Origin of the sequence: Streptomyces sp. NPDC088194 (assembly GCF_040702025.1) — a bacterium.
Lineage (GTDB): Bacteria > Actinomycetota > Actinomycetes > Streptomycetales > Streptomycetaceae > Actinacidiphila.
Map to the genome: position 1 here is coordinate 1 of NZ_JBFBIV010000051.1, position 24,511 is coordinate 24,511.

General features: G+C 73.2%; 19 protein-coding genes, 1 other RNA gene and 1 pseudogene. 19 read left to right on the plus strand and 2 right to left on the minus strand.

What is annotated here, in order from left to right; genetic code table 11:
• The 3 genes and pseudogenes from AB0399_RS25610 to AB0399_RS25620 form a co-directional block, all read left to right on the plus strand.
• Positions 1–1,209: pseudogene (locus AB0399_RS25610) on the plus strand (serine/threonine protein kinase); the annotation flags it as partial.
• A 54-nt stretch (positions 1,210–1,263) separates the two neighbouring features.
• Positions 1,264–2,382, plus strand: a complete 1,119-nt coding sequence (prfB, locus tag AB0399_RS25615) for a peptide chain release factor 2 (protein WP_329369039.1) — start codon at positions 1,264–1,266, stop codon at positions 2,380–2,382.
• Positions 2,383–2,635: 253 nt separating this feature from the next.
• Positions 2,636–3,547 (plus strand): hypothetical protein, encoded by a 912-nt coding sequence (locus tag AB0399_RS25620; protein WP_366412938.1) that lies wholly within the window; start codon positions 2,636–2,638, stop codon positions 3,545–3,547.
• A 100-nt stretch (positions 3,548–3,647) separates the two neighbouring features.
• Here the strand turns inward: AB0399_RS25620 and AB0399_RS25625 are convergent, their stop codons facing one another.
• Positions 3,648–3,839 (minus strand): hypothetical protein, encoded by a 192-nt coding sequence (locus AB0399_RS25625; protein ID WP_328464624.1) that lies wholly within the window; start codon positions 3,837–3,839, stop codon positions 3,648–3,650.
• A gap of 389 nt (positions 3,840–4,228) precedes the next feature.
• On the opposite strand from AB0399_RS25625, the gene ftsE reads away from it, so the two are divergent.
• From ftsE to AB0399_RS25675, 10 genes are all read left to right on the plus strand, one after another.
• Entirely contained in the window at positions 4,229–4,918 is a 690-nt protein-coding gene (ftsE, locus tag AB0399_RS25630) for a cell division ATP-binding protein FtsE (RefSeq protein WP_037907191.1), read from the plus strand.
• 48 nt (positions 4,919–4,966) lie between these two features.
• Positions 4,967–5,887: a permease-like cell division protein FtsX gene (gene ftsX / locus AB0399_RS25635; protein WP_328464620.1), complete on the plus strand. Its 921-nt coding sequence runs from the start codon at positions 4,967–4,969 to the stop codon at positions 5,885–5,887.
• Positions 5,888–6,078: 191 nt separating this feature from the next.
• Positions 6,079–7,389, plus strand: a complete 1,311-nt coding sequence (locus tag AB0399_RS25640) for a S41 family peptidase (protein ID WP_366412939.1) — start codon at positions 6,079–6,081, stop codon at positions 7,387–7,389.
• A gap of 18 nt (positions 7,390–7,407) precedes the next feature.
• Entirely contained in the window at positions 7,408–7,887 is a 480-nt protein-coding gene (gene smpB, locus AB0399_RS25645; RefSeq protein WP_329369049.1) for an SsrA-binding protein SmpB, read from the plus strand.
• A gap of 123 nt (positions 7,888–8,010) precedes the next feature.
• Positions 8,011–8,397, plus strand: a transfer-messenger RNA (tmRNA) gene (gene ssrA, locus AB0399_RS25650).
• Positions 8,398–8,728: 331 nt separating this feature from the next.
• Complete coding sequence (locus AB0399_RS25655; RefSeq protein ID WP_366412940.1) at positions 8,729–9,871, plus strand: uroporphyrinogen-III synthase; 1,143 nt, start codon at positions 8,729–8,731, stop codon at positions 9,869–9,871.
• A 250-nt stretch (positions 9,872–10,121) separates the two neighbouring features.
• Complete coding sequence (locus AB0399_RS25660) at positions 10,122–10,787, plus strand: CGNR zinc finger domain-containing protein (RefSeq protein ID WP_366412941.1); 666 nt, start codon at positions 10,122–10,124, stop codon at positions 10,785–10,787.
• A gap of 153 nt (positions 10,788–10,940) precedes the next feature.
• On the plus strand, positions 10,941–13,226 hold the full coding sequence (locus tag AB0399_RS25665) for a UvrD-helicase domain-containing protein (protein WP_366412942.1): 2,286 nt from the start codon (positions 10,941–10,943) through the stop codon (positions 13,224–13,226).
• 461 nt (positions 13,227–13,687) lie between these two features.
• Positions 13,688–15,130, plus strand: coding sequence for an NAD-dependent malic enzyme (locus AB0399_RS25670; RefSeq protein WP_328464608.1), 1,443 nt, complete (start codon positions 13,688–13,690; stop codon positions 15,128–15,130).
• Positions 15,131–15,321: 191 nt separating this feature from the next.
• Positions 15,322–15,603 (plus strand): HU family DNA-binding protein, encoded by a 282-nt coding sequence (locus AB0399_RS25675; protein WP_103888102.1) that lies wholly within the window; start codon positions 15,322–15,324, stop codon positions 15,601–15,603.
• Between the two features lie 245 nt (positions 15,604–15,848).
• On the opposite strand, the gene murA is transcribed toward AB0399_RS25675, so the two are convergent.
• Positions 15,849–17,207 carry a UDP-N-acetylglucosamine 1-carboxyvinyltransferase gene (murA, locus tag AB0399_RS25680; protein WP_328464601.1) on the minus strand — a complete coding sequence of 453 codons (1,359 nt, stop codon included), beginning with the start codon at positions 17,205–17,207 and terminating at the stop codon, positions 15,849–15,851.
• Positions 17,208–17,361: 154 nt separating this feature from the next.
• Between murA and AB0399_RS25685 the strand changes: the two genes are divergently transcribed.
• The 6 genes from AB0399_RS25685 to AB0399_RS25710 all read left to right on the plus strand — a co-directional run bounded on the left by AB0399_RS25685 (position 17,362) and on the right by AB0399_RS25710 (position 24,485).
• Positions 17,362–17,949 (plus strand): YqgE/AlgH family protein, encoded by a 588-nt coding sequence (locus tag AB0399_RS25685; protein WP_329369058.1) that lies wholly within the window; start codon positions 17,362–17,364, stop codon positions 17,947–17,949.
• 11 nt (positions 17,950–17,960) lie between these two features.
• The gene (locus AB0399_RS25690) at positions 17,961–18,269 is read left to right on the plus strand and encodes a DUF3039 domain-containing protein (protein WP_329369059.1); all 309 of its coding nucleotides are present in this window, start codon (positions 17,961–17,963) and stop codon (positions 18,267–18,269) included.
• 58 nt (positions 18,270–18,327) lie between these two features.
• Positions 18,328–19,515 (plus strand): tetratricopeptide repeat protein, encoded by a 1,188-nt coding sequence (locus AB0399_RS25695; RefSeq protein ID WP_366412943.1) that lies wholly within the window; start codon positions 18,328–18,330, stop codon positions 19,513–19,515.
• A gap of 87 nt (positions 19,516–19,602) precedes the next feature.
• The gene (locus AB0399_RS25700) at positions 19,603–21,231 is read left to right on the plus strand and encodes a beta-N-acetylhexosaminidase (RefSeq protein ID WP_329369063.1); all 1,629 of its coding nucleotides are present in this window, start codon (positions 19,603–19,605) and stop codon (positions 21,229–21,231) included.
• A 264-nt stretch (positions 21,232–21,495) separates the two neighbouring features.
• Positions 21,496–22,368, plus strand: a complete 873-nt coding sequence (locus AB0399_RS25705) for an FAD binding domain-containing protein (protein ID WP_328464591.1) — start codon at positions 21,496–21,498, stop codon at positions 22,366–22,368.
• Complete coding sequence (locus tag AB0399_RS25710) at positions 22,365–24,485, plus strand: 2Fe-2S iron-sulfur cluster-binding protein (RefSeq protein ID WP_366412944.1); 2,121 nt, start codon at positions 22,365–22,367, stop codon at positions 24,483–24,485. The genes AB0399_RS25705 and AB0399_RS25710 overlap by 4 nt, the downstream gene beginning before the upstream one ends.
• The last annotated feature ends 26 nt before the right edge of the window (positions 24,486–24,511 follow it).

Genomic DNA, 24,511 nt, shown 5'->3' on the forward strand with positions numbered 1-24,511 from the left:
GCCGGCAGCGCGGGAGGCGGCGGCGGGAGCGGCGCGGGACGCGGTCGCGCCTCCGCGGCCGACCGCCCGGCCAGCCCCCGGCACCGCTCGGTCTCCGACGCCGTACGCCAGCGGCGGATCAAGCTCGCGGCAGCCGCCGCGGCCGCGCTCGCCGTCGCCGGGCTCGGCGGCTGGGGCATCGCCTCGGCCGGCTCCCCCGACCACGGCGGCCACCCGGGCCCAGGCGGCACCTCCCGCGACGACAAGGGCCCGTCGACCGACTCAGGCTCCGGCTCCGACACGGCCCACGGCGCCAACGCCGGCCACGGCACCCCGGCCGCCCCCACCGGGGGTGCCGACTCCCCGCAGGGCCGCACCGGCGCCCCGGTCGACCTGCCGAAGTGGTCCGCCTTCCGCGACGCGCCCGCCGCCGGGGTGCGGCTCACCGGCGGCCCGCGCACGCTCGTCGTCGGCGGCGACACGTACGTCTTCGCCCGCGGCACCGACAAGAACGTCTGGTACGTGGTCCGGGACGGCTCGGGCTACGGCGCCTGGCACAGGCTCACCGGTATAAGCGTCGACGCCGACCCGGCCGTGGTGTCCGCCGGGCCCGGGTCGATCGACCTGTTCGCCCTCGGCACCGACGGTCTGCTCTACCGCCGGACCCTGACCGGCGGCTACTGGAAGCCCTGGCTCCAGGTCGACGAGCGCACCCACTTCGACGCGGCGCCCGCGGCCGCCTCCTCCGCGCCCGGCCGGATCGACCTGGTCGGGCGGGTCGGCGGCGACCTCGTCACCGCCTCCCTGGTCGACGGCCGCTGGAACGCCTGGGCGCTGGTCCCGACGGCCGGCCGGATCACGTACGCGCCCGCGCTGGTCTCCTCCGCCCGCGGCACCCTGGACGCGTTCGTCGTACGCAAGGCGGACGGCGCGGTGCTCCGGCTGTCGTTCTCCGACGGCGCGTGGCGGCCCGCCAAGGTGCTCGCCCACCTCACGGGCGACGTGCGCCCGGACGCGCTGGCCACCGGCGGCCACCTCTACGTGTTCGCCGCCGCCGCCATGATCGACGCGGCGAACGCCGCGAGCGCGAGCGGCGCCGAGCCGGCCGGTGATCTGCTGCTGCCGCACGGCGCCTCCGGACCGATCGGCGCGAGCGCCTCCGCCCACACGCTCGACCTCTACGTGGTGACCGCCCAGGGCCGGCTGTCCCGCGCGACGGCCGCCGCATGACCGCCCCGCGACCGAAAACCGCCCATCACCCGACCAGCCGGTAGGCTGGACCCCGTGGCGATCGTCGACGTTTCCGAAGAACTGAAGTCTCTCTCCTCCACCATGGGGTCGATCGAGGCCGTGCTCGACCTCGACCGGATGCGGGGGGACATCGCCGCGCTCGAGGAGCAGGCCGCGGTGCCCTCGCTCTGGGACGACCCGGAGAACGCGCAGAAGGTCACCAGCCGGCTCTCGCACCTCCAGGCGGAGCTGCGCAAGGTCGAGACGTTGCGCGGCCGGATCGACGACCTCGCGGTCCTCTTCGAACTCGCCGAGGCCGAGGACGACGCCGACACCCGCACCGAGGCCGAGTCCGAGATGGAGCAGGTCCGCAAGGCGCTGGACGAGATGGAGGTCCGCACCCTGCTCTCCGGCGAGTACGACGCCCGTGAGGCGCTGGTCAACATCCGCGCCGAGGCCGGCGGTGTCGACGCGGCCGACTTCGCCGAGCAGCTCCAGCGGATGTACCTGCGCTGGGCCGAGCGGCACGGCTACCCCACCGAGGTCTACGAGACGTCGTACGCGGAGGAGGCCGGCATCAAGTCGACCACCTTCACCGTCAAGGTCCCCTACGCCTACGGCACCCTCTCCGTCGAGCAGGGCACCCACCGCATGGTCCGCATCTCGCCCTTCGACAACCAGGGCCGCCGGCAGACCTCCTTCGCCGGCGTCGAGGTGCTGCCCGTCGTCGAGCAGTCCGACCACGTCGAGATCGACGAGTCCGAACTGCGCGTCGACGTCTACCGCGCGTCCGGCCCCGGCGGCCAGGGCGTCAACACCACGGACTCCGCGGTCCGCATCACCCACCTGCCGACCGGCATCGTGGTCTCCTGCCAGAACGAGCGCTCGCAGATCCAGAACAAGGCGAGCGCGATGAACGTCCTCCAGGCCAAGCTGCTCGAACGGCGCCGCCAGGAGGAGCAGGCCCTGATGGACTCGCTCGGCAAGAGCGACGGCGGCAACTCCTGGGGCAACCAGATGCGTTCGTACGTCCTGCACCCGTACCAGATGGTGAAGGACCTGCGCACCGAGCACGAGGTCGGCAACCCGCAGGGCGTTCTCGACGGCGACATCGACGGGTTCATCGAGGCGGGCATCCGCTGGCGCAAGTCCCGCGAGAAGGCCGACGCGTAACGGCTTGCGGGCAACGGCAGTTGCGTCTCCCGTGTCACAGTGCTGTACGGAACTGACGGGCACAGGCGGGCAATTCGCCCAAGGTGTGCGTAACGACCTTGACGGTGCTGGGCAAAGTCGCAAGGGTGTTGCGCGGCATGCGCATGTTTATGAGGTGTGAGCGTTTGGGGGCGGGCGCATCCGGGCCCCAGTGGCACCGCACTCCGCATGGCTGCGCATCCCTAAGCAGACATCTGATGGGGGTACTTGAGACATGACCAAGCGCAACACACGGCTGCGCGTCACTCGCATAGCCGCAGCGGCCGTGATCGCGGCCGGCGCCTCCCTGACGGCCGTGGGCGCGGCCCAGGCGGCCTCCCAGCCCAGCAGCACCCCGAGCGTGAAGCCGGCCAGCTCGCTGGATCTCATCGGTGGCATCACCAGCGGTGTGACCAACGGTGGCATCACCAGTGGGGTGACCAACGGTGGCACCACCGGTGGTGACACGACCACTTCGGGTGGCGACACCACGTCCGGTGGCGACACCACCTCGGGCGGCGACACCACGTCCGGCGGCGACACCACGTCGGGTGGGGACACCACCTCGGGCGGCGACACGACCACGATCGGGGGTGACACCACCTCGGGCGGGGACACCACGTCCGGTGGCGACACCACCTCCGGTGGGGACACCACGTCGGGCGGTGACACGACCACGTCTGGTGGTGACACGACCACTTCGGGTGGCGACACCACGTCCGGTGGCGACACCACGTCGGGTGGGAACAGCACATCCGGCGGCGACACCACCACCTCGGGCGGCAACACCGGTGGCAACACCGGCGGTACCAGCTCGACCGGTGGCGGCAACTCCGGTGGCTCCTCCAGCACCGGGGGCAGCTCCAGCAGCGGCGGTTCGTCCACCTCCGGCGGTGGCTCGTCCACCTCGGGCGGCAACGACAACACCTGCACCCTGACCGGCGACAGCGTCGACTGCGGCAACAACGCCAGCACCGACAACCAGCAGGTCCAGCAGGGCAAGACCACCTCGCAGCTCGCCGAGACCGGCTCCAGCGGCACCACCTTCATGATCATCGGTGCCGCGACCCTGATCGCGGGCGGTGTCGGCTTCCGGCTGACCCCGCGCCTGATCAACCGCGGCGGCGGCGACGGCGCCGCGGCCTGACGGTCGCAGCAGCACGAACAGGCGGGCCCGGGGCGCTCAGCGCCCCGGGCCCGCCGGTGTCTGTCTGTCCGTATCGGTGTGCCCGCCGTGCGGGCGCGTGTCACGCGGTGGCGTGCTCCACGACGATCACCACTGCCAGAAGCGCCACCAGGAGTGCTATCAAGGTGGCGGGGGATATCGTCGACCAGCCGCCCTGCTGTTCCATGCGCGCGCGGTTCGCGCGGCAGACCGGACAGCGGCCCTCGCTCACGGGGCCGGCGCAGTTGGCACACACCAGTCGGTCGAACGTCATCGCGCTCTCCTTTTCCGTCCGGTGAACGCCCCCGGTCATGAAATCGTTCCCTGGGCTCGACGCGTCTACTCCGTGCCCGCCCCGTGGCTTCCATTTGTGCCGCGGTGTCCTGACAACGTGCACACTCTCTACTGTGCCAGGTTCCGCCCGGAAGGGCGCCCCGAGGGCGTCATCGCGGGCCCGGAAACGGCGGCCCGCGGAAGGGTCGCGCGGCGGCGGGATCGCGGTGCGGAAGGGGGCGATGACGGGTTTGTCCGAGTGTGCCCTGTGGTCCGGGCCACCAACCGCTCACCGCGACTGCGCGCGCCTCGCCGGGTCGCGTAGTGTCGCCCCCACATCCCCTATCCGGCCCTACCCCAAACCCCGATCCCGCAACCCCTGGTGCCAACGTGATCCGTTTCGACAGCGTCACCAAGACCTACCCCAAGCAGAACCGTCCCGCACTTCGGGATGTCTCGCTGGAGATCGAGAAAGGGGAGTTCGTCTTCCTGGTGGGCTCGTCGGGCTCAGGGAAGTCGACCTTCCTGCGACTCATCCTCCGCGAAGAGCGCACGGACACCGGCATGGTGCACGTCCTGGGCAAGGACCTCAACCGGCTGTCGAACTGGAAGGTCCCGCAGATGCGGCGCCAACTCGGCACCGTCTTCCAGGACTTCCGGCTGCTGCCGAACAAGACCGTGGCCGAGAACGTGGCGTTCGCGCTCGAAGTGATCGGCAAGCCGCGCGGCACCATCCGCAAGACCGTGCCCGAAGTGCTCGACCTGGTGGGTCTGGCCGGCAAGGACGACCGGATGCCCGGCGAGCTGTCCGGCGGTGAGCAGCAGCGGGTGGCGATCGCCCGCGCCTTCGTCAACCGCCCGATGCTGCTGATCGCCGACGAGCCGACCGGAAACCTCGACCCGCAGACGTCGGTGGGCATCATGCGCCTGCTGGACCGGATCAACCGGACCGGCACCACCGTGGTGATGGCCACCCACGACCAGAACATCGTCGACCAGATGCGCAAGCGCGTCATCGAACTCGAGAAGGGGCGACTGGTCCGCGACCAGTCGCGCGGTGTGTACGGCTACCAGCACTGACTGGGCCGGCCCGCTCGCACCAACCCTCCGGAAGGAACCCCGACCCCCATGCGTGTCCAGTTCGTTCTGTCGGAGATCGGCGTCGGTCTCCGCCGGAACCTCACGATGACCCTTGCCGTCGTCATCTCCGTGGCGCTCTCTCTCGCCCTCACCGGCGGTGCCCTGCTCGTGAACAAGCAGGTCGACGCGATGAAGGGCTACTGGTACGACAAGGTCGAGGTCAGCGTCTACCTCTGCAACAAGAACGACGCGGCCACCACGCCCAACTGCGCCGCCGGTCCGGTGACCGACGACCAGAAGGCCCAGATCCTCGCCGACCTGAAGAAGCTGCCGGTCGTCAAGAAGATCTACTACGAGACGGCCGAGGGCGCGTACAAGCACTACAAGGAGCAGTTCAAGTCCAACAAGCAGCTCGCCGACTCCATCACGCCGGACCAGATGGAACAGAGCTACCAGGTCAAGCTGAAGGACCCGACGAAGTTCGAGGTGGTGGCGAGCGCCTTCAACGGGCGCAAGGGCGTGCAGTCGGTGGAGGACCAGCGCAAGGTGCTGCAGAACCTCTTCGACCTGCTCAACGGCATGACCCGGGTCGCGTACGTGGTGCTGGCGTTCATGCTCACCGTGGCGATGCTGCTGATCATCAACACCGTACGGGTGTCCGCGTTCTCCCGGCGCCGGGAGACCGGGATCATGCGGCTGGTGGGCGCGTCGAGCTTCTACATCCAGATGCCGTTCATCATGGAGGCCGCCTTCGCGGGGCTGGTCGGCGCGGGACTCGCGTGCGTGATGCTGCTCGGCGGACGGTACTTCCTGATCGACGCCGGCCTCAGACTCCAGGACAAGATCCCCTTGGTGTCCTTCCTCGGCTGGGGGCCGGTGGTGCAGGTGCTCCCGCTGGTGCTGCTGATCGGCGTGGTGATGCCGGCGTTCGCGGCGTTCATCGCACTGCGTCGCTATCTGAAGGTCTGAGCAACTGAGGGGCTGACGCTCCGGGCGGCCGACGTCCGGAGGTTCGTACGGCGGGGCGGCGGCGCCCCGGGGCCGGGTCCGTTCGCGGGCCCGCGGTCCCGGGGCGCCGCCGTTCGCGGTTGCGGCGGCCCCCGGTCGGGTGTAGCCGCAACTTGCCGTGTGCGTACGGTTTCTGCCCTAGACTTCCGGCCATGTCCGGCCCGTCGTTGTTCGGGACGCCCCGCCGCTGGCGCCGCGGGGCCACCTTGACATTGGTGTGCGGCGCGATGCTGGCCACCGGCGCGGCGGCGAGCAGCCTCACCGGTGTGGACGCACAGGGCCGCAGGAACGGCCACGAGGTCGCCTCCGCCCCGGCCGGCGCCGCACGGACCGCCGGCGGCGCGCCCTCGGGCGGCGTCACGGGCAAGGGTTTCGGTTCCCCCGGCAGCGGCGTGACGGGCAGCGGAAGCACCGACGACGGGCGCGACGGCGGCGGCGCCCCGGCGGCCACGGCGGGCGCGGGCAAGGACCCGGCGGCGGATACCGGCCGCATCAGTCGGGAACCCGAATCCGGTGCCCCGGGCCCCGACGCCGCGCAGCAGCTCGTCAGCCGCAGCGGCGACCGCTGGTCGTCGTTCTACACCGCCCAGGAGTACGCGGGCTTCCAGCAGGCGCTGAACGGGCAGTACGTCGGGACCGGCGTCTCCGTGCGCCGGATCGACGGCGGCCGCATCCAGGTCGCCAAGGTCCAGGCCGGCAGCCCCGCCGACCGGGCCGGGCTGCGCGGCGGCGACGTGCTGGCCGCCATCGGCGACACCCGATGTACCGGCCTGCCCGTCACCGAGGTCGTCGCGGACCTGCGCGGCGACAACGTGCCGGGCAGCCCCGTCACCCTCGACGTGGAACGCGGCGCGCGCGACTGGACGGTCGCGGTGCACCGCGCGACCCTCGCCACCGAGGCGGTCACCGTCACCCGGCAGCAGGACGGCCCGACCGTGATCAAGGTCGACGCCTTCACCAAGGGGGTCGGCGAGCAGGTCGCGGCGGCGGTCAAGGACTCCGACCACGGCGTCCTGCTCGACCTGCGCGGCAACTCCGGCGGCCTGGTCACCGAGGCGGTCGCCACCGCGTCGGCCTTCCTCGACGGCGGCCTGGTCGCCACGTACGACGTGCACGGACAGCAGCAGGCGCTCTACGCGGCGGCCGGCGGTGACACCGCGGTGCCGCTGGTGGTGCTGGTCGACGGCGGCACCATGAGCGCGGCCGAGATGCTCTCCGGCGCGCTCCAGGACCGGGGCCGGGCGGTCGTGATCGGCTCGCGCACCTTCGGCAAGGGCTCGGTGCAGATGCCCACCACCCTCGCGGACGGCTCGGTCGCCGAGCTGACCGTCGGGCACTACCGGCTGCCGGACGGCCGTACCGTCGACGGCAAGGGCATCACCCCTGACGTGGTCGTCTCCGGCGGCCAGGACCCGGTCGCCGCGAGCCGCGAGGTATTCGCTGGCCTCGGTGCCCCCTCCTAGTGGGAGAATGGCCCGGCTATGGCTAAAGAGACGGGTCGCAAGATCATCGCGCAGAACAAGAAGGCGCGGCACGACTACCTCATCCTCGACACCTACGAGGCGGGGCTGGTCCTCACCGGCACCGAGGTGAAGTCGCTGCGGATGGGCCGCGCGTCACTGGTGGACGGCTTCGCCCAGCTGGAGGGCGGCGAGGCGTACCTCTACAACGTGCACATCCCCGAGTACACGCAGGGGACCTGGACGAACCACTCGGCACGCCGCAAGCGGAAGATGCTGCTGCACCGCGCGGAGATCGACAAGCTCGACCAGAAGTCCCAGGAGAGCGGGCACACCGTGATCCCGCTGGCGCTGTACTTCAAGGACGGCCGGGTGAAGGTCGAGATCGCCCTCGCCAAGGGCAAGAAGGAGTACGACAAGCGGCAGACGCTGCGGGAGAAGCAGGACCGGCGCGAGACGGACCGTGCGGTCTCCGCGGCACGGCGCAGGCAGCGCGCCTGATCCGTGGGAATGCGCTGGCCCCGTGGCGCGTTCTGCCACTACACTGGTGAACGCGGGGCCAGCGGAAGCTGGACCGGCACCGAACCGCCGGGTGACCGGCGGTGCACCTTGAAAACACCACATGGGGATGATCGGTTTCGACTGGGGATGTCGAAGCAGGGGAAGCGAGCCGAGGAAGCGGCAATGATCTCGTTAACCATATGCCGAAACCAATAATCGCCAATTCCAAGCGCGATTCCTCCGCCTTCGCTCTCGCTGCCTAATTAGCAGCTAGCGAAGACTCTGCGGAGTGTCAGCCCGGGGGTGTTCCCGACCCGGACCCTGGCATCATTAAGGGGACTCAACCGCCGAGCCCGGCCACGGGGCACGGCGGGAAATCTCACAGTGGCTGGGCCCGTCGGTAGCTTGTCCGCGTGACTGCCGGGGCCGAGAAAAGCACAGCGGACTGCGCTCGGAGAAGCCCTGGTTCCGCACCACAGGACGCGGGTTCGATTCCCGCCATCTCCACGAAGGCGGCAGGTGAGGTATGTCCGCGGAGTGCGTGGGCCGCCTCGCCTTCGTCGTTTTCCGTGCGGCTTCGCCGCGCCCGCGGGGGCTGTGCCACCCGCACCCCCCCAGTACTGCGCGACGAAGCGACGTCGCCCGCGAAGCGGGCCGCGTCGCTTTTTCGTTTTCGGGCCGCCCGGGTCGTATACCGGTGGCGGCCGGACGTGGTGGGCGGGGGAGCGGGTGCGGGGTGGGCGGCGACGGGCGTAACACCCGGGAAATCCGGGCGAACCGCATGCGTCACCCTGGGTGGGGAGGATGGTCCTCCCGGGGACAGCAGCGAGGTGGGACAGCGATGGACGCGGACTCCGAACTGAACGGGGCGGCCGGCGGGGTGCCGCCGCTCGCCGGGTTCACCGTCGGGGTGACCGCCGCCCGTCGTGCGGACGAGCTGGCCACGCTGCTGGAGCGGCGGGGCGCGGTGGTGCTGCGGGCGCCGAGCCTGCGGATCATGCCGCTCGCCGACGACACGGAACTGCTGGCGACCACCAAGCGACTGCTGGACGACGCGCCGGACGTGGTGGTCGCCACCACCGCGATCGGCTTCCGCGGCTGGCTGGAGGCGGCCGACGGGTGGGGGCTCGGCGAGGCGCTGCTGCGGCGGCTCGCCGAGGCCCGGGTGTTCACCCGCGGGCCGAAGGTGCGCGGCGCGGTCCGCGCGGCCGGGCTCGCCGAGGCGTGGTCCCCGGCATCCGAGTCGATGGCCGAGGTGCTGGAGCAGTTGCTGGCCGAGGGCGTCGAAGGGCGGTGCGTCGCCGTCCAGTTGCACGGCGAACCGACGGCCGGGTTCGACGAGGCGCTGCGCTCGGCCGGGGCGCGGGTGGTGGCGGTGCCGGTCTACCGGTGGATGCCGCCGGAGGACCTGGGGCCGGTCGACCGGCTGCTCGACGCGGTGTTCGCGGGCGGGGTCGACGCGGTGAGCTTCACCTCCGCGCCCGCGGTCGCCTCGCTGCTGAAGCGGGCGGAGCAGCGCGGGCGGCTCGACGATCTGCTGCGGGCGTTCCGGGGGGAGGTACTGGCCGCGTGCGTGGGGCCGGTGACGGCCCTTCCGCTCCACGAGCGGGAGGTTCCGACTCTGCGGCCCGAGCGGTTCCGGCTCCTGCCGCTCGTGCAGGTGCTCGCGCGTGAACTGCCCGCGCGGGTCCACCCGTTGCCGGTGGCCGGGCACCGCGTCGAGATGCGCGGGCACGCGGTCCTCGTCGACGGCCTGCTTCGGCCGGTGCCCCCGGCCGGGATGGCGCTGCTGCGGGCGCTGGCCCGCCGGCCGGGGTGGGTGGTCGGCCGCGCTGAGCTGCTGCGGGTGCTGCCCGGGGCCGGGCGCGACGAACACGCCGTCGAGACGGCGGTGGCGCGGCTCCGTACCGCCCTCGGGGAGCCGCGGTTGGTGCAGACCGTGGTGAAGCGGGGGTATCGGTTGGCGCTGGACCCCCCGGGCTGACCCCTCCCGCCGCTCCCGGGACCACCCCCCGGTGGTGGGTACGGCGTCCCGCCGTCCCGCCCGACCGCAGCCCAGCGCCCCTTGGGGGTGAGCCTCCTTCCGCGGAGCGGGCCGCACAAACCCAGGGGCGCGGGGAACCGCGCGACCGGCCCACCACCCGGGGAAGGCCGGTACGAGACGGAACCGTGGCGGCGGGACGGGTAGCGGCTCCACCCCCGGAGGGGCACCCTGGGGTGGGAGGTGCGGGTGGATGCGGTTTGACGGGGGCCGGGTGTGTCTGGATCTGGCGGCCACGAAGGAGCACGGGCAGGCGGAGACCGCGGACGAACTGCGGGACACCGCGCAGCTGAGCCGGTGGCTGTACGGCGCGGGCCTGGTCCCCGCGGCCACCGCGATACCGGTGGAGAGCGGGTGGCTGCCCCACTTCCACGAGTTGCGCGCGCTGCTGCGGCGGCTGGTGGCGTGCGAGGTGGACGGCGACGCGCCGACCCCGGACGACATCGCCGCGCTCAACCAGTTCGCGCGCCCCGCGCCCCCCGCACCCGCGGCCGTACCGGAGCCGCGTACCGAGCCCCGTACGGCGACGAACACGGCGACGAACGCGGCGACGAACGCGGCGACGCGGAAGCCGCCGCAGCAGGAGACGGAGCCGGCCGTCGCGCTGTCGAGGCGGCTCGCCGCACCTCCCACCTGGGAATCCCTCGCCTCCGTCGTGGCCCGGGACGCCGTGGACCTGCTCACCGACCCGGCCGCACGGGACCGGCTGCGCCGCTGCGAGGGCGAGCGCTGCCACCGCGTCTACCTCGACACCTCGCGCGGTCGGCGCCGCCGATGGTGCAGCAGTGAGGTGTGCGGGAACCGGGAGCGGGTCGCCCGGCACCGCCGCCGCACCACCCTCGCCGGCACCCAGGGCTGACCCCGCCGTCGGGTCCGGCCGGCGGGCCCGGCGCACGTCGGGTCCGCCGCGGGCGCGCGCCCGGGTGGGCACGGGCGCGCAGGTCGCGTACGGTTGCAGGCTGCCCCACGCACGGACGCGCACGGGGCGTCGCACAGCAGAAGGGGGTCCTGCGTGGCCGCGCAGACCGCAGCACCGGGGGTCCGGGACCAGGAGATCGCCGCGGAGCAGGCGCACCTGGACCGGGTGTACAGCCGCTTGGAGGAGAAGATCCACGAGGCGGAGTTCCTGATGAGCGACGCCGCCAAGCGCGGGCAGGTCGGCACGCCCGGCGCGCTGGCCGAACGCGACGCGCAGGTCTTCCGCGCGGGCGTCCACCTCAACCGCCTCAACAGCGAGTTCGAGGACTTCCTCTTCGGCCGGATCGACCTGCTGCGCGGCAAGGACGGCAAGAAGGGCGCGGACGGGGCGTACACCTCGATCGAGCCCGCCGACGACGCGATCCGCGCCGACGGTGCCGCGGACATCGCCGAGACCCTGCACATCGGCCGGATCGGCGTGCTCGACGCGGAGTACGCCCCGCTGGTGATCGACTGGCGGGCGCCGGCCGCCGCGCCCTTCTACCGCTCCACGCCGGTCGCGCCCGGCCGGGTGGTGCGCCGCCGGGTGATCCGCTCCAAGGGCCGCCGGGTGCTCGGCGTCGAGGACGACCTGCTGCGCCCGGAGCTGACCACCGGGCTGCCGGTGGTCGGCGACGGCGCGCTGATGGCGGCGCTCGGCCAGGCGCGTACGCACAGCATGCGGGACATCGTCTCCAGCATCCAGGCCGAGCAGGACCTGGTGATCCGGGCCCCCGCCGCGTCCGTGACCGAGGTGTCCGGCGGCCCCGGCACCGGCAAGACCGCGGTGGCCCTGCACCGGGCCGCGTACCTGCTCTACCAGGACCGCCGCCGCTACTCCGGCGGCATCCTGTGCGTGAGCCCCACCCCGCTGCTGGTCGCGTACACCGAGGGCGTCCTGCCGTCGCTCGGCGAGGAGGGCCAGGTCGCGATCCGCGCGGTCGGCTCGCTGGTCGACGGCGTGACGGCGGAGCTGTACGACGACCCGGCGGTGGCCCGGATCAAGGGTTCGCTGCGGATGCTGAAGGTGCTGCGCAACGCGGCCCGCGGCTGCCTGGAGCTGCCGCCGGACCCCGCTGCGGGCGGTGGCGCGAGCCCGCAGGGCGGGCGGCTGCGGGTGGTCGCCTTCGGCCGCCGGGTGGAGCTGGAGGCGAACGAGCTGAACGCGGTGCGCCAGCAGGTGCTGGGCGGCACCACCCCGGTCAACCTGCTGCGCCCGCGCGCCAGGCGGCTGCTGCTGGACGCGCTGTGGCGCAAGACCGGCCGCCGGTTCGACGACCCGGACCTCGCCGCGCAGGAGCGCGCGGGCTTCGACGAGGACATCAGCACCGAGCCGGACTTCACGGAGTTCCTGGACGCCTGGTGGCCGGTGCTGGAACCGGTCCGGGTGCTGGCCGCGCTCGCCGACGACAAGCGGCTGTCCCGCTGGGCCCGCCGGGTGCTCAGCCCGCCGGAGGTGCGCCGGGTGGCCAGGTCGCTGCGGCGGGCCGGCACCTCGGTGCACGACGTGGCGCTGCTGGACGAGCTGGACACGCTGCTGGGCTCGCCGCCCCGGGAGAAGCGCCGCGAGGTCGATCCGCTCGACCAGCTCACCGGGCTGGAGGAGTTGATGCCGCAGGCGAGCGCCGAGACCCGCAGGGAGCGGGCGGAGCGGCTGGCGCGGGAGCGTACCGAGTACGCGCACGTGATCGTGGACGAGGCGCAGGACCTCACGCCGATGCAGTGGCGGATGGTCGGCCGGCGCGGCCGCACCGCCACCTGGACGATCGTCGGTGACCCGGCGCAGAGTTCGTGGACGGACGTCGACGAGGCGGCCCGGGCGCGTGACGAGGCGCTGGGCACCCGTCCGCGCCGCCGGTTCACCCTCACCGTCAACTACCGCAACCCCGCGGAGATCGCCGAAGTCGCCTCCACCGTGCTGGCGTTGGCGATGCCCGGCAGCCCGTCGCCGCGCGCGGTCCGCTCCACCGGGATCGCGCCGCGCTACGACGTGGCCGGCGAGGATCTGGGCGCCGACGTGCGGGCCGCCGCACAGCGGCTGCTCGGCGAGGTGGACGGCACCATCGGGGTCGTGGTGGCGATGAACCGCCGCGCGCAGGCCCGGCGTTGGCTGGAAGGGCTCGGCGACCGGGTGGTCGCGCTGGGCAGCCTGGAGGCCAAGGGGCTGGAGTACGACGCGACGGTCGTGGTCGGGCCGGCGGAGATCGCGGAGGAGTCCCCGGCGGGGCTGCGCACCTTGTACGTCGCCCTGACGCGGGCCACGCAGCGGCTCACGGTGCTGGCGGTGCCCGCGGACCTGCCCGACGCGGCAGGCGTGCCGGACCTGTTGCGGGCGGACTGAGCCCGGCCGCGGCGCGCCTCGGGCGGACCGGAACCCGGCCGGGCGGCGCGCGGACCGGAACCCGGCCGGGCGGCGCGCGGACCGGGCGGCGCCGGCCCGGACGCACATCGGGCGCCCCCTTCGCCGAAGGGGGCGCCCGAATGACGCTTGCGACACCGACCCGCCATGCTCGCCTCGCGGCAAGTGGGCGCTCGAAGCGCCTAAGGTTGGGCCCGGGGGCTTGGATCGAGCCGGTGCCGTACCCAGGCTAACAAACCCTCCTGCGAACCTCTTCCCGCAGGCCGGAATTGGTCGTCCGTCACCCGCCCGCCACGTGTTCTTCCGCCGCTGTGCACCCCGCACGTGGCCCGCTCCCGTATCGCGGAAGTACGATTCCACTGCTGTGGGCGGGTTTACGCGTACCCGCCGGTAGGTGCGACCATCACGAGAATCCCTCAGGCAGGAACCGGAAGAAGGCAGTCATGGCAACGGCGCCAAGCGTCTCGTACTCGATCACGGTACGGCTGGAGGTCCCCGCCAGCGGGGGCGCGGTCGGCCGGCTCACCACCGCGGTCGAGTCCTCCGGCGGGTCGGTCACCGGCCTGGACGTGACCGCGTCGGGCCACGAGAAGCTGCGCATCGACGTCACCATCGCGGCCAGTTCCACCGACCACGCCGCCGAGATCGTCAGCAAGCTGCGCTCGATCGACGGCGTGACCATCGGCAAGGTCTCCGACCGTACGTTCCTGATGCACCTCGGCGGCAAGATCGAGATGCAGTCCAAGCACCCCATCCGCAACCGTGACGACCTGTCGATGGTCTACACGCCCGGCGTGGCGCGGGTCTGCATGGCCATCGCCGAGAACCCCGAGGACGCCCGCCGGCTGACCATCAAGCGCAACTCGGTCGCCGTGGTCACCGACGGCTCCGCGGTGCTGGGGCTGGGCAACATCGGGCCGAAGGCGGCCTTGCCGGTGATGGAGGGCAAGGCGGCGCTGTTCAAGCGGTTCGCCGGGATCGACGCGTGGCCGCTGTGCCTGGACACCCAGGACACCGACGAGATCGTCGCGATCGTCAAGGCCATCGCGCCGGGCTTCGCGGGCATCAACCTGGAGGACATCTCCGCGCCGCGCTGCTTCGAGATCGAGGCGCGGCTGCGCGAGGCGCTGGACATCCCGGTCTTCCACGACGACCAGCACGGCACCGCGATCGTGGTGCTCGCCGCGCTGACCAACGCGCTGCGCTGCGTCGGCAAGCAGATCGGCGACCTGCGGGTGGTCATGTCGGGCGCGGGCGCGGCCGGCACCGCGATCCTCAAGCTGCTGCTGGCGGCCGGGGTGAAGCACGCGGTGGTCGCCGACATCCACGGCGTGGTGCACGCCGAGCGGGACGACCTGAAGGACGCCGGCCCCGAGACCGCGCTGCGCTGGATCGCCGAGAACACCAACCCCGAGGGCGCCACCGGCACCCTCAAGGACGCCGTGGTGGGCGCCGACGTGTTCATCGGGGTCTCCGCGCCGAACCTGCTGCAAGGCGCGGACATCGCCCGGATGGCCGAGGGCGCCATCGTTTTCGCGCTGGCCAACCCCGACCCCGAGGTGGACCCGGCCGAGGCGCGCGAGACGGCCGCCGTGGTGGCCACCGGCCGCAGCGACTTCCCGAACCAGATCAACAACGTGCTGGTCTTCCCGGGCGTCTTCCGTGGCCTGCTGGACGCGCAGTCCCGCACCGTCAACACCGAGATGATGCTGGCCGCCGCACGTGCGCTGGCCTCGGTCGTCGGCGACGACGAGCTGAACCCGAACTACATCGTGCCCAGCGTCTTCAACGACAAGGTGGCCGGCGCGGTCGCGGACGCGGTCAGGAACGCGGCCAAGGCGGTCACCCCGGAGCGCGGAAACGGATTCCCAGCGTCGACCCTCTGACGACAGCGCGTGATGCTCTCGCCCCAGGGTGCCGCCGCCTGGCCTCTCCCAGCGCTTTTTCCGCGACTCGCGCGGGCAGGCGATTGGCTTTCCCCCCATATATGGGGGCAGGATGCACACCTGGGCGGTGAGGCACACAGCAAAAGCTTCGGCTCGCGCCCCCATGGCAGCAAGAACACGGGAGTACAGATATGAACCGCAGTGAGCTGGTGGCCGCGCTGGCCGACCGCGCCGAGGTGACCCGCAAGGACGCCGACGCCGTGCTGGCCGCGTTCGCCGAGACCGTCGGTGAGATCGTGGCCAAGGGTGACGAGAAGGTCACCATCCCCGGCTTCCTGACCTTCGAGCGCACCCACCGCAGTGCCCGCACCGCCCGCAACCCGCAGACCGGTGAGCCGATCGAGATCCCGGCGGGCTACAGCGTGAAGGTGTCCGCGGGTTCCAAGCTGAAGGAAGCCGCCAAGGGCAAGTGAGCCCGGTGGTGCAGTAGCACCGAAACGCCGAGGGCGGCCGCCTCCCGAGGGAGACGGCCGCCCTCGGCGTCTGCCGGGCCGGCAGGGGCCCGCAGGCGCCGTACCGGCCGGGCCGGGCTCCGTACCGGCGGCATACGGCTCGTACGGCCCGTACGGGGGCGCTGCGGGCCGTACGAAGGCTCGGGTCGGGGCTCCAGCGGCGGGACCGGGGCCCACGGCTCCGGCCACGGCTCGGGTCGTGGCTCTCAGGCCACCTCGGCGGCCCCGCTGTCCGGCAGCGGCGGAAGCTCGATGTCGGCGCCCAGCCCCTGGAGCTTCGCCAGGAAGTTCTCGTAGCCGCGGTTGATCAGGCTGATCCCGTGCACCCGCGAGGTGCCCTGCGCGGCCAGCGCCGCGATCAGGTACGAGAAGCCGCCGCGCAGGTCGGGGATGACCAGGTCGGCGCCCTGGAGCTTGGTCGGCCCCGACACCACCGCGGAGTGCAGGAAGTTGCGCTGCCCGAACCGGCAGGCGCTGCCGCCCAGGCACTCGCGGTAGAGCTGGATGTGCCCGCCCATCTGGTTGAGCGCCTCGGTGAAGCCCAGCCGGGACTCGTAGACCGTCTCGTGCACGATCGACAGCCCCGACGCCTGGGTGAGGGCCACCACCAGCGGCTGCTGCCAGTCGGTCTGGAAGCCCGGGTGCACGTCGGTCTCCAGCGCGATGGCCTTCAGCGGGCCGCCCGGGTGCCAGAAGCGGATGCCCTCGTCGTCGATCTCGAAGGCGCCGCCGACCCGGCGGAAGGTGTTCAGGAAGGTCATCATCGAGCGCTGCTGCGCGCCGCGCACGTAGATGTCGCCCTCGGTGGCCAGCGCCGCGCTCGCCCAGGAGGCGGCCTCCAGCCGGTCCGGGATGGCCCGGTGGACGTAGCCGCCCAGGGAGTCCACGCCGGTGATCCGGATGGTGCGGTCGGTGTCCACCGAGATGATCGCGCCCATCTTCTGCAGCACGCAGATCAGGTCCTCGATCTCCGGCTCCACGGCGGCGTTGGTGAGTTCGGTCACCCCCTCGGCGAGCACCGCGGTCAGCAGCACCTGCTCGGTGGAGCCCACCGACGGGTACGGCAGCCTGATCCGGCAGCCGCGCAGCCGCTGCGGCGCCTCCAGGTACTGGCCGTCGGCGCGCTTCTCGATCGTGGCGCCGAACTTGCGCAGCACGTCGAAGTGGAAGTCGATCGGCCGGCCGCCGATGTCGCAGCCGCCCAGGCCCGGGATGAACGCGTGCCCGAGCCGGTGCAGCAGCGGGCCGCAGAACAGGATCGGGATGCGCGAGGAGCCGGCGTGCGCGTCGATGTCGGCCACGTTGGCGCTCTCCACCCGGCGCGGGTCCAGCACCAGCTCACCGGGCGCGTCGCCGCTCTCCACGGTGACGCCGTGCAGCTGGAGCAGGCCGCGCACCACCCGCACGTCGCGGATCTCGGGCACGCCCAGCAGCCGGCTCGGTTCGCTGCCCAGCAGGGCGGCCACCATGGCCTTCGGCACGAGGTTCTTCGCACCTCTGACCTTGATCTCGCCCTCCAGGGGGGTCCCACCATGGACAAGCAGCACATCGGCGATGTCGGTCATGGATCTCGCGATCTTCTTCAGAAGTCGTACGGGCTTCGGCGTGCACGGCCGCGGGTCTTTCGCCGCCGCGCGGGAACCAGAAGAGATGGTAATGCGCTTGACGGGTCCGCCTACCCCGCCGTTGACCCTCCGAACGGGCATCGGTTGGGGGATCATGTGCACCATGACCGAGGTGTCCTCGCTCACCGGACGACTGCTGGTGGCCACGCCGAAGCTCGCGGACCCCAACTTCGACCGGGCGGTGGTGCTCCTCCTCGACCATGACGCGGAGGGGTCGCTCGGCGTCGTCCTGAACCGGCCGACGCCGGTCGGCGTGGGCGACGTCCTGGAGTCGTGGGCGGCGCTCACCGTCGCCCCGCCGGTGATCTTCCAGGGCGGCCCGGTCTCGCTGGATTCCGCGCTCGGCCTGGCCGTCGTCCCCGGCGAGCCCGGCGCGGACGGCGACGAGGCGATCCTGGGCTGGCGCCGGGTGCACGGCGCGATCGGCCTGATCGACCTGGAGGCGCCGCCCGAGCTGCTCGCCGCGGAGCTGGGCTCGCTGCGGATCTTCGCCGGGTACGCGGGCTGGGGACCGGGCCAGCTGGAGAAGGAACTGGCCGACGGCGCCTGGTACGTCGTCGAGTCCGAGCCGGGTGACGTGTCCGCGCCGGACCCGGAGAGGATGTGGCGGGCGGTACTGCGCCGGCAGCGCGGCAAGCTCGCGATGGTGGCCACGTATCCCGACGATCCCTCTCTCAATTAGGCTTGACGGTTATGAGCACTCTTGAGCCCGAGCGCGGGGCGGGCACCGGCACACTGGTCGAGCCGACTCCGCAGCTCTCCCACGGTGACGGCGACCACGAGCGCTACGCGCACTACGTCCAGAAGGACAAGATCATGGCGAGCGCGCTGGAAGGCACGCCCGTCGTCGCGCTCTGCGGCAAGGTCTGGGTCCCCGGCCGGGACCCGAAGAAGTACCCGGTCTGCCCGATGTGCAAGGAGATCTACGAGGGCATGCCGGCCGGTGGCGGCGGCAACGACAAGTCCGGCTCCGGCAAGTCCGGAAGGGGCGGCAACGGCTGACAGCGGCGCGTTCGGTGCGGCGGACGCGCCGGACGACGACGCGAGCAGCGGTGAGCGCGTGCACTCCCTGGTGGGCCAGGGCCGGTTCGCCGAGGCGCACGCGCTGATCAGTGACGCCTTCGTGGAGCGCAACGGCAGCGCGGGGTACCTGCTGCGCGCCTGGGTGCTCGCGCAGGAGCAGCGGCCCGCGGAGGCCCGCGACGCCGTCGACTGGGCGCTGGCGATCGCCTCGCCCGCCGAGGCCGGCGACGTCTTCGTGCTCGCCGGGGTGGTGCTGCTGTCGCTGGACGAGGCGCACGCCGCGCTCACCGTGGCGCTGCGGGCGACCGGGGCGGACCCCGACGGCTGGGAGCCGTCGGTGCTGCTCTCCGACGTCTACCGGCGGCTCGGCCGTATCCCCGACGCGATCGCGGCCGCCCGCCGCGCGGTCACGCTCGCCCCGCGCGAGGCGGAGGCGCAGATCGCGCTGGCCCGCTCGCTGTCCGCGGGGCGCGGCGTGTTCGGGCGGATACCGCGCCGCAACCGCGCGGAGCACCGTGCGGCGGCCGAGCGGGCACTCACGCTCGGCGCGGCACCCGGGCAGCTCGTGGTGCCGCGCGGAGGCGCCGTGCTCGGCGGCGTGGGGCTGGCGGTCTTCCTCGGGGTGCAGCTCTACCGGATCGAGACCGGCGGGACCTGGGAGCTGGTGGCCGCCGGGATCGTCTTCGGGGTCACCTTCGGGTTGATCGGGGTGCTGGCCGCCATGGGGTCCAGGCGGTCCGGGGTGAGCGCGCGCACCCGGTTGCGCGGGGTCCGCGCCACCACCCGCACCGAGATGGTCGGCGACGAATGGCTGTGGCGGATCGCCGCGGTGCACGTCGCGACGGTCCTGCCGCTGCCCGCGCTGCTCACGACCGGGCTCGTCGCCGACCGGGCGTGGCGCGGCGCGCCCTGGCCGCTGTGGTCCGTGGCCCTGCTCTCCGTGGCCGGGCTCGCCGCGGTCTGCGCGGTCCTGCTGAGCGTGCCCTGGTGGTACGGCGAGATGTTCGCCCGCCGCATCCTTCGCTACGCCGGACTGGTCCGGCTCCAACTCACGGCCACGGGGCTCCTGATCGGAGGCACCCTCGCGCTCGCGGTGCGCGGGCGGACCTCCACGGAGGCGTGGGCGCCGGTCGCCCTCGGGCACCTGTTCTGGACGGTCGGAGGGTGGCTGGCCGCGAGCGTCTTCTCCGCCCGCCTGCACGTGTTGCGGCGCCGCGCGCTCTAGCCGTCCCCGGAGAAGTCGCACGTACGAAGGGCGCGGGGCGGCGTATTGGTCTATGCCAATCGGCGGGGCGTATTGCAGGATGGGCCCATGGATCTCATCCCCATGCCGAGCGACGCCACGACATACTCCGCCGACGACGAAGTCTTCACGCTGCGGCCGGAGACGGTGATCGCGGCCGGGCCGGGTACGGAGGCGGCCGCGCGGTGGCTGCGGGGCACCGTGGGCGCGGCGACGGGGTTGCCGCTTTCCGCGGGGGAGGCGTCGGGCGGGGGAGCCGTGCGGCTGGCGGTGGACGAGACGGTGCCGGGCGGGCCGGAGGGGTACCGCCTGACCGTCGACCCGGTGGGCGGCGTGCGGATCACCGGCGCGGGCCCGGCCGGCGTCTTCTGGGGCGCCCAGACGTTCCGCCAACTCCTCGGCCCCGACGCCTTCCGCCGTGCCCCGCTGGCCGAACGCACCTGGACCGTACCGGCCTGCCACCTCGCCGACGCCCCCCGCTTCGGCTGGCGCGGCTTCATGCTGGACGTGGCCCGCCACTTCATGCCGAAGGACGTGGTCTTCCGCTACCTCGACCTGATGGCCGCGCACAAGCTCAACGTGCTGCACCTGCACCTCACCGACGACCAGGGCTGGCGGGTGGAGATCCGCCGCCACCCCCGCCTCACCGAGGTCGGCGCCTGGCGCGAGCGCACCAAGGTCGGCCTGCGCGAGTCCCCGCTGTGGGAGGAGCGCCCGCACGGCGGCTACTACACGCAGGACGACATCCGCGAGATCGTCGGATACGCCGCCGCCCGGCACATCACCGTCGTCCCCGAGGTGGACATCCCCGGCCACTCCCAGGCCGCCATCTCCGCCTACCCCGAACTCGGCAACACCGACGTGCTCGACACCAGCGCCCTGCCGGTGCTCACCAGTTGGGGCGTGAACCCCAACGTGCTCGCCCCGACCGAGGCCGTCCTGCGCTTCTACGAGGAGGTGTTCACCGAACTGCTGGAGCTGTTCCCCGGCACGTTCTTCCACATCGGCGGCGACGAGTGCCCCAAGGAGCAGTGGACCGCCTCGCTCACCGCGAAGGACCGCATCGTCGAACTCGGCCTGCGCGACGAGGACGAACTCCAGAGCCGGCTGATCAGCCACTTCGACCGCTGGCTCGCCGAGCGCGGCCGGCGGCTGATCGGGTGGGACGAGATCATGGAGGGTGGCCTGCCGGAGGGCGCCACGGTCTCCTCCTGGCGCGGGTACCGCGGCGGAATCACCGCCGCCCGGGCCGGCCACGACGTCGTGATGTGCCCGGAGAGCCATGTCTATCTCGACTGGCGACAGTCCGACTCGCCCGACGAGCCGGTGCCCATCGGGTACGTCCGCACCCTGGAGGACGTCTACCGGTTCGAGCCGGTCCCGCCGGAGTTGACGCCGCAGGAGGCCGCCCACGTCATCGGCACCCAGGCCAACGTCTGGACCGAGGTGCTCGATTCGGTCCGCGCGGTCGACTACATGGTCTTCCCCCGGCTGGCCGCCTTCGCCGAGGTCGCCTGGTCCGCTCTCGGCGCCCCCGCCGACCGGGACTGGCCGGACTTCCAGGCCCGGATGCGCACCCACTACGCCCGGCTCGACGCTCTCGGCGTCGAATACCGCCCGCCCGGCGGCCCGAAGCCCTGGCAGCGCCGCCCCGGCGTCCTCGGCCGCCCGAAGCCCGGTTCGCCCCCGATCGTGTGACCGAACCGGGAACCCGCCGCCGCGCCGCGCGCCGCGGCGGCACCCTGGACCCGTACCGTCCCAACTGCCTTGAAGGGTGGCAATGCAGACACAGCGCCCGATCCGTGTCCAGTCGTACGATCAACCCTGTGAGGGGCGGATCGGTACTTCGTGGACCCTCGCGTCGGGCGCCCCGGAACATGTGCCAGAGTTGCCACGTCCGGGCTGTCAGCACGTACGGTACGGCTACCGCGTGACGTAGGTAGGCCGGGAAGGGGCAGCGTCGTGAGCACGTATGCACGGCAGGAGGCGGCGAACGTCACGCTGCCCTCCTCGCTCGACGAGGCGGTGGCGGCACTGGCCGACATGCCCAGTGCCGTGCCCGTCGCCGGGGGCACCGACCTGATGGCGTCGGTCAACTCCGGCCTGCTGCGCCCGGCCGCGCTCGTCGGCCTCGGCCGGATCAGCGAGATCCGCGGCTGGCAGTACGCCGACGGGGCCGCCCTGCTCGGCGCGGGCCTGACCCACGCCCGCATGGGGCGCCCCGACTTCGCCGCGCTGATCCCCGCGCTGGCCGCCGCCGCCCGCTCCGCGGGCCCCCCGCAGATCCGCAACGCCGGCACCCTCGGCGGCAACATCGCCAGCGCCGCGCCCACCGGCGACGCCCTGCCGGTGCTGGCCGCCCTGGAGGCGAGCGTGATCCTCGCCGGGCCGGACGGCGACCGCGAACTGCCGGTCAGCCACCTGCTCACCGGCATGGACCCGCTGCGCCCCGGCGAGTTGCTCGCCTTCGTCCGTATCCCGCTGCTGCACGCCCCGCAGACGTTCCTCAAGGCCACCGGGCGCACCGGCCCCGGCCGGGCGGTCGCCTCGGTCGCCCTCGTGGTCGACCCCGCCCGGCGCCAGGTGCGCTGCTCGGTCGGCGCCGTCGCGCCCGTGCCGCTGCGGCCGCTGGAGGCCGAGCAGTGGGTGGCGGGCCTGATCGACTGGGACGGCGAGCGCAGCCTCGCCCCGGAGGCGTGCACCGCCTTCGGGGAGTACGTGGCCGCCGCCTGCATCCCCGACCAGCCAGGTGTCGAACTGCCACCCGCCGCCGTCCAGTTGCGCCGTACCGTGGCCGCACTGTCCCGCCGAGCGCTCGGGAGGGCCCTGGCATGACCGACCAGCAGCCGAACGAGCGGGACCAGCGGGACCAGCAGGGCCGGCACGGTCCCGGCACCGCCGGCGCCTGGCAGCCGGTGCCCGGTGGCGGGGACTACGACCCCGACCAGACCATGCACGTCTCCTTCGCCGCCCAACTCCCGCCCGAGCCGCGCCCCGGCGAGGACCCGCTCGGCGCGCACGGCCCGGCCGGCCCCGGCTGGTCCGGCCACCCCGACGAGGAAGCCGGCTACCTGGAGAACGGCGGCTACCAGGTCGGTCAGCCGCTGTACGGGCCCGGCCCGGACGGCGGCTCGGCGTACGACTACCGGCCGCAGGAGCAGCCCGGCCCGCCCGGCGGGCACTCCGGCCGGCTGCCCGGCAACCCCGAGCGGCCCTACGAGCACGGGGGGCACGGGGGATACGGCGGCGGGCAGGACGTCCCGGCCGGTGCTCCCGGTGGTGCTTCCGGTGGTGCTTCCGGCGGCGGGCACGGCGACGGCGGTCCGGCCGACGGCGGTTCGGGCACCGGTGGCTTCGGCGCGGGCGGAACCGGTGGCGCGGGTGGCGTCGGTGGCGCGGGTGGCGACCACGACCCGGTCACCGCCTGGTCGATCCCGGTCATAAGGGAGGAGTCCGAGGCCGAGTCCGGCGAGTACTCCCTCGGTGCCTTCTCACCCTCCTGGGACCAGACGCCCTCACCGGCGCCCACCCAGTCCTTCCCCGCGGGCATGTTCGGCCAGGGTGCCGCTGCCGCCGCCCAGGCGGCGCGGGAGCGGGCCGCGGCCGAGCGGGAGCGCGGCGGCGGCACCGAGGCGCCGTCCGACCCCGGCAGCGGCCACTGGGAGATGCCGTTCACCGGCCCCGAGGGCGGCGACGCGGTGCCGTGGCTGCCCGCGCACGCCCCGGCGGCGGACGCGGCCTGGTCGGGCATCGTGGACGACCCCGAGGGTCCGCCTCCCGCGCCCCACGCGCCTCACGTCCCTTCCACGGCCGACGGCATCGACACCGGGCAGGACCGGCCCGCGGGCCACGACGTCGCCGCGGGCGGCGAGATCCCCTACGCCGTACCGTCCTTCGACCAGCCCGCCGCCGTCGACCAGCCCGCCGCCGTCGACGAGCCGGCCGGGTACGGCGAGGACGTCGGATCGGCCCGGCATGACGGCCCCGACGGCCATGGCGACCTCGCGGACCTCGCCGACCTCGCGGGCCCGGACGACGTGCGGGAGCCCGCGGCAGCACCCGGCGCGGCCGGCCCGGATGACGCCGAGGCCACCGAAGTCGCCGAGGCCGTCTCCGAAGCGTCCGGCACCGACGACGCGTCCCCGCACGACGTCCCCGAACTCGGCCCCGAACTCGGCTCCGACGTCGACCCCGACTTCGGCGCCGGACCCGGCCAGGACGGCCAGGACGGCGCGGACGGCACCCCGCACGGCGGCGCCGCGTCCGACGGCGACATCGGCGCCGCCCCGGACGCCGCCCCGGACTTCGGTACCGCGGACGCCGGTTCGGCCGATCCGGACCCGGCGGAGCCCTTCGAATCCCCCGAGCCGACCCGCAGCGAGCACCCGCTCGCCTCCTACATGCTCCGGGTCAACGGCACCGACCGGCCCGTCACCGACGCCTGGCTCGGCGAGTCCCTGCTGTACGTCCTGCGCGAGCGGCTGGGCCTGGCCGGCGCCAAGGACGGCTGCGAGCAGGGCGAGTGCGGCGCCTGCTCCGTCCAGGTCGACGGGCGGCTGGTGGCGTCCTGCCTGGTGCCCGCGGCGACCGCGGCCGGCAGCGAGGTGCGCACCGTCGAGGGCCTGACCGTCGACGGCCGGCCCTCCGACGTCCAGTGCGCGCTGGCCGACAGCGGCGCGGTGCAGTGCGGCTTCTGCATCCCCGGCATGGCGATGACCGTCCACGACCTGCTCGAAGGCAACCACAAGCCCACCGACCTGGACGTCCGCCAGGCGCTCAGCGGCAACCTCTGCCGCTGCTCGGGCTACCGCGGCGTCCTCGACGCCGTCCGCTCGGTCGTCGCCGCGCGCGACACCGGCCGCGACCCCGACGACCCCGCGGCCGCGGGACCCGACGACCCCGCCCGCGTCCCCCACCAGGGCGGCTCCGCGGGCTCGGGAGGTGCCCAGTGAGCAGCAGCATCGTCGAGGGCCCCGGA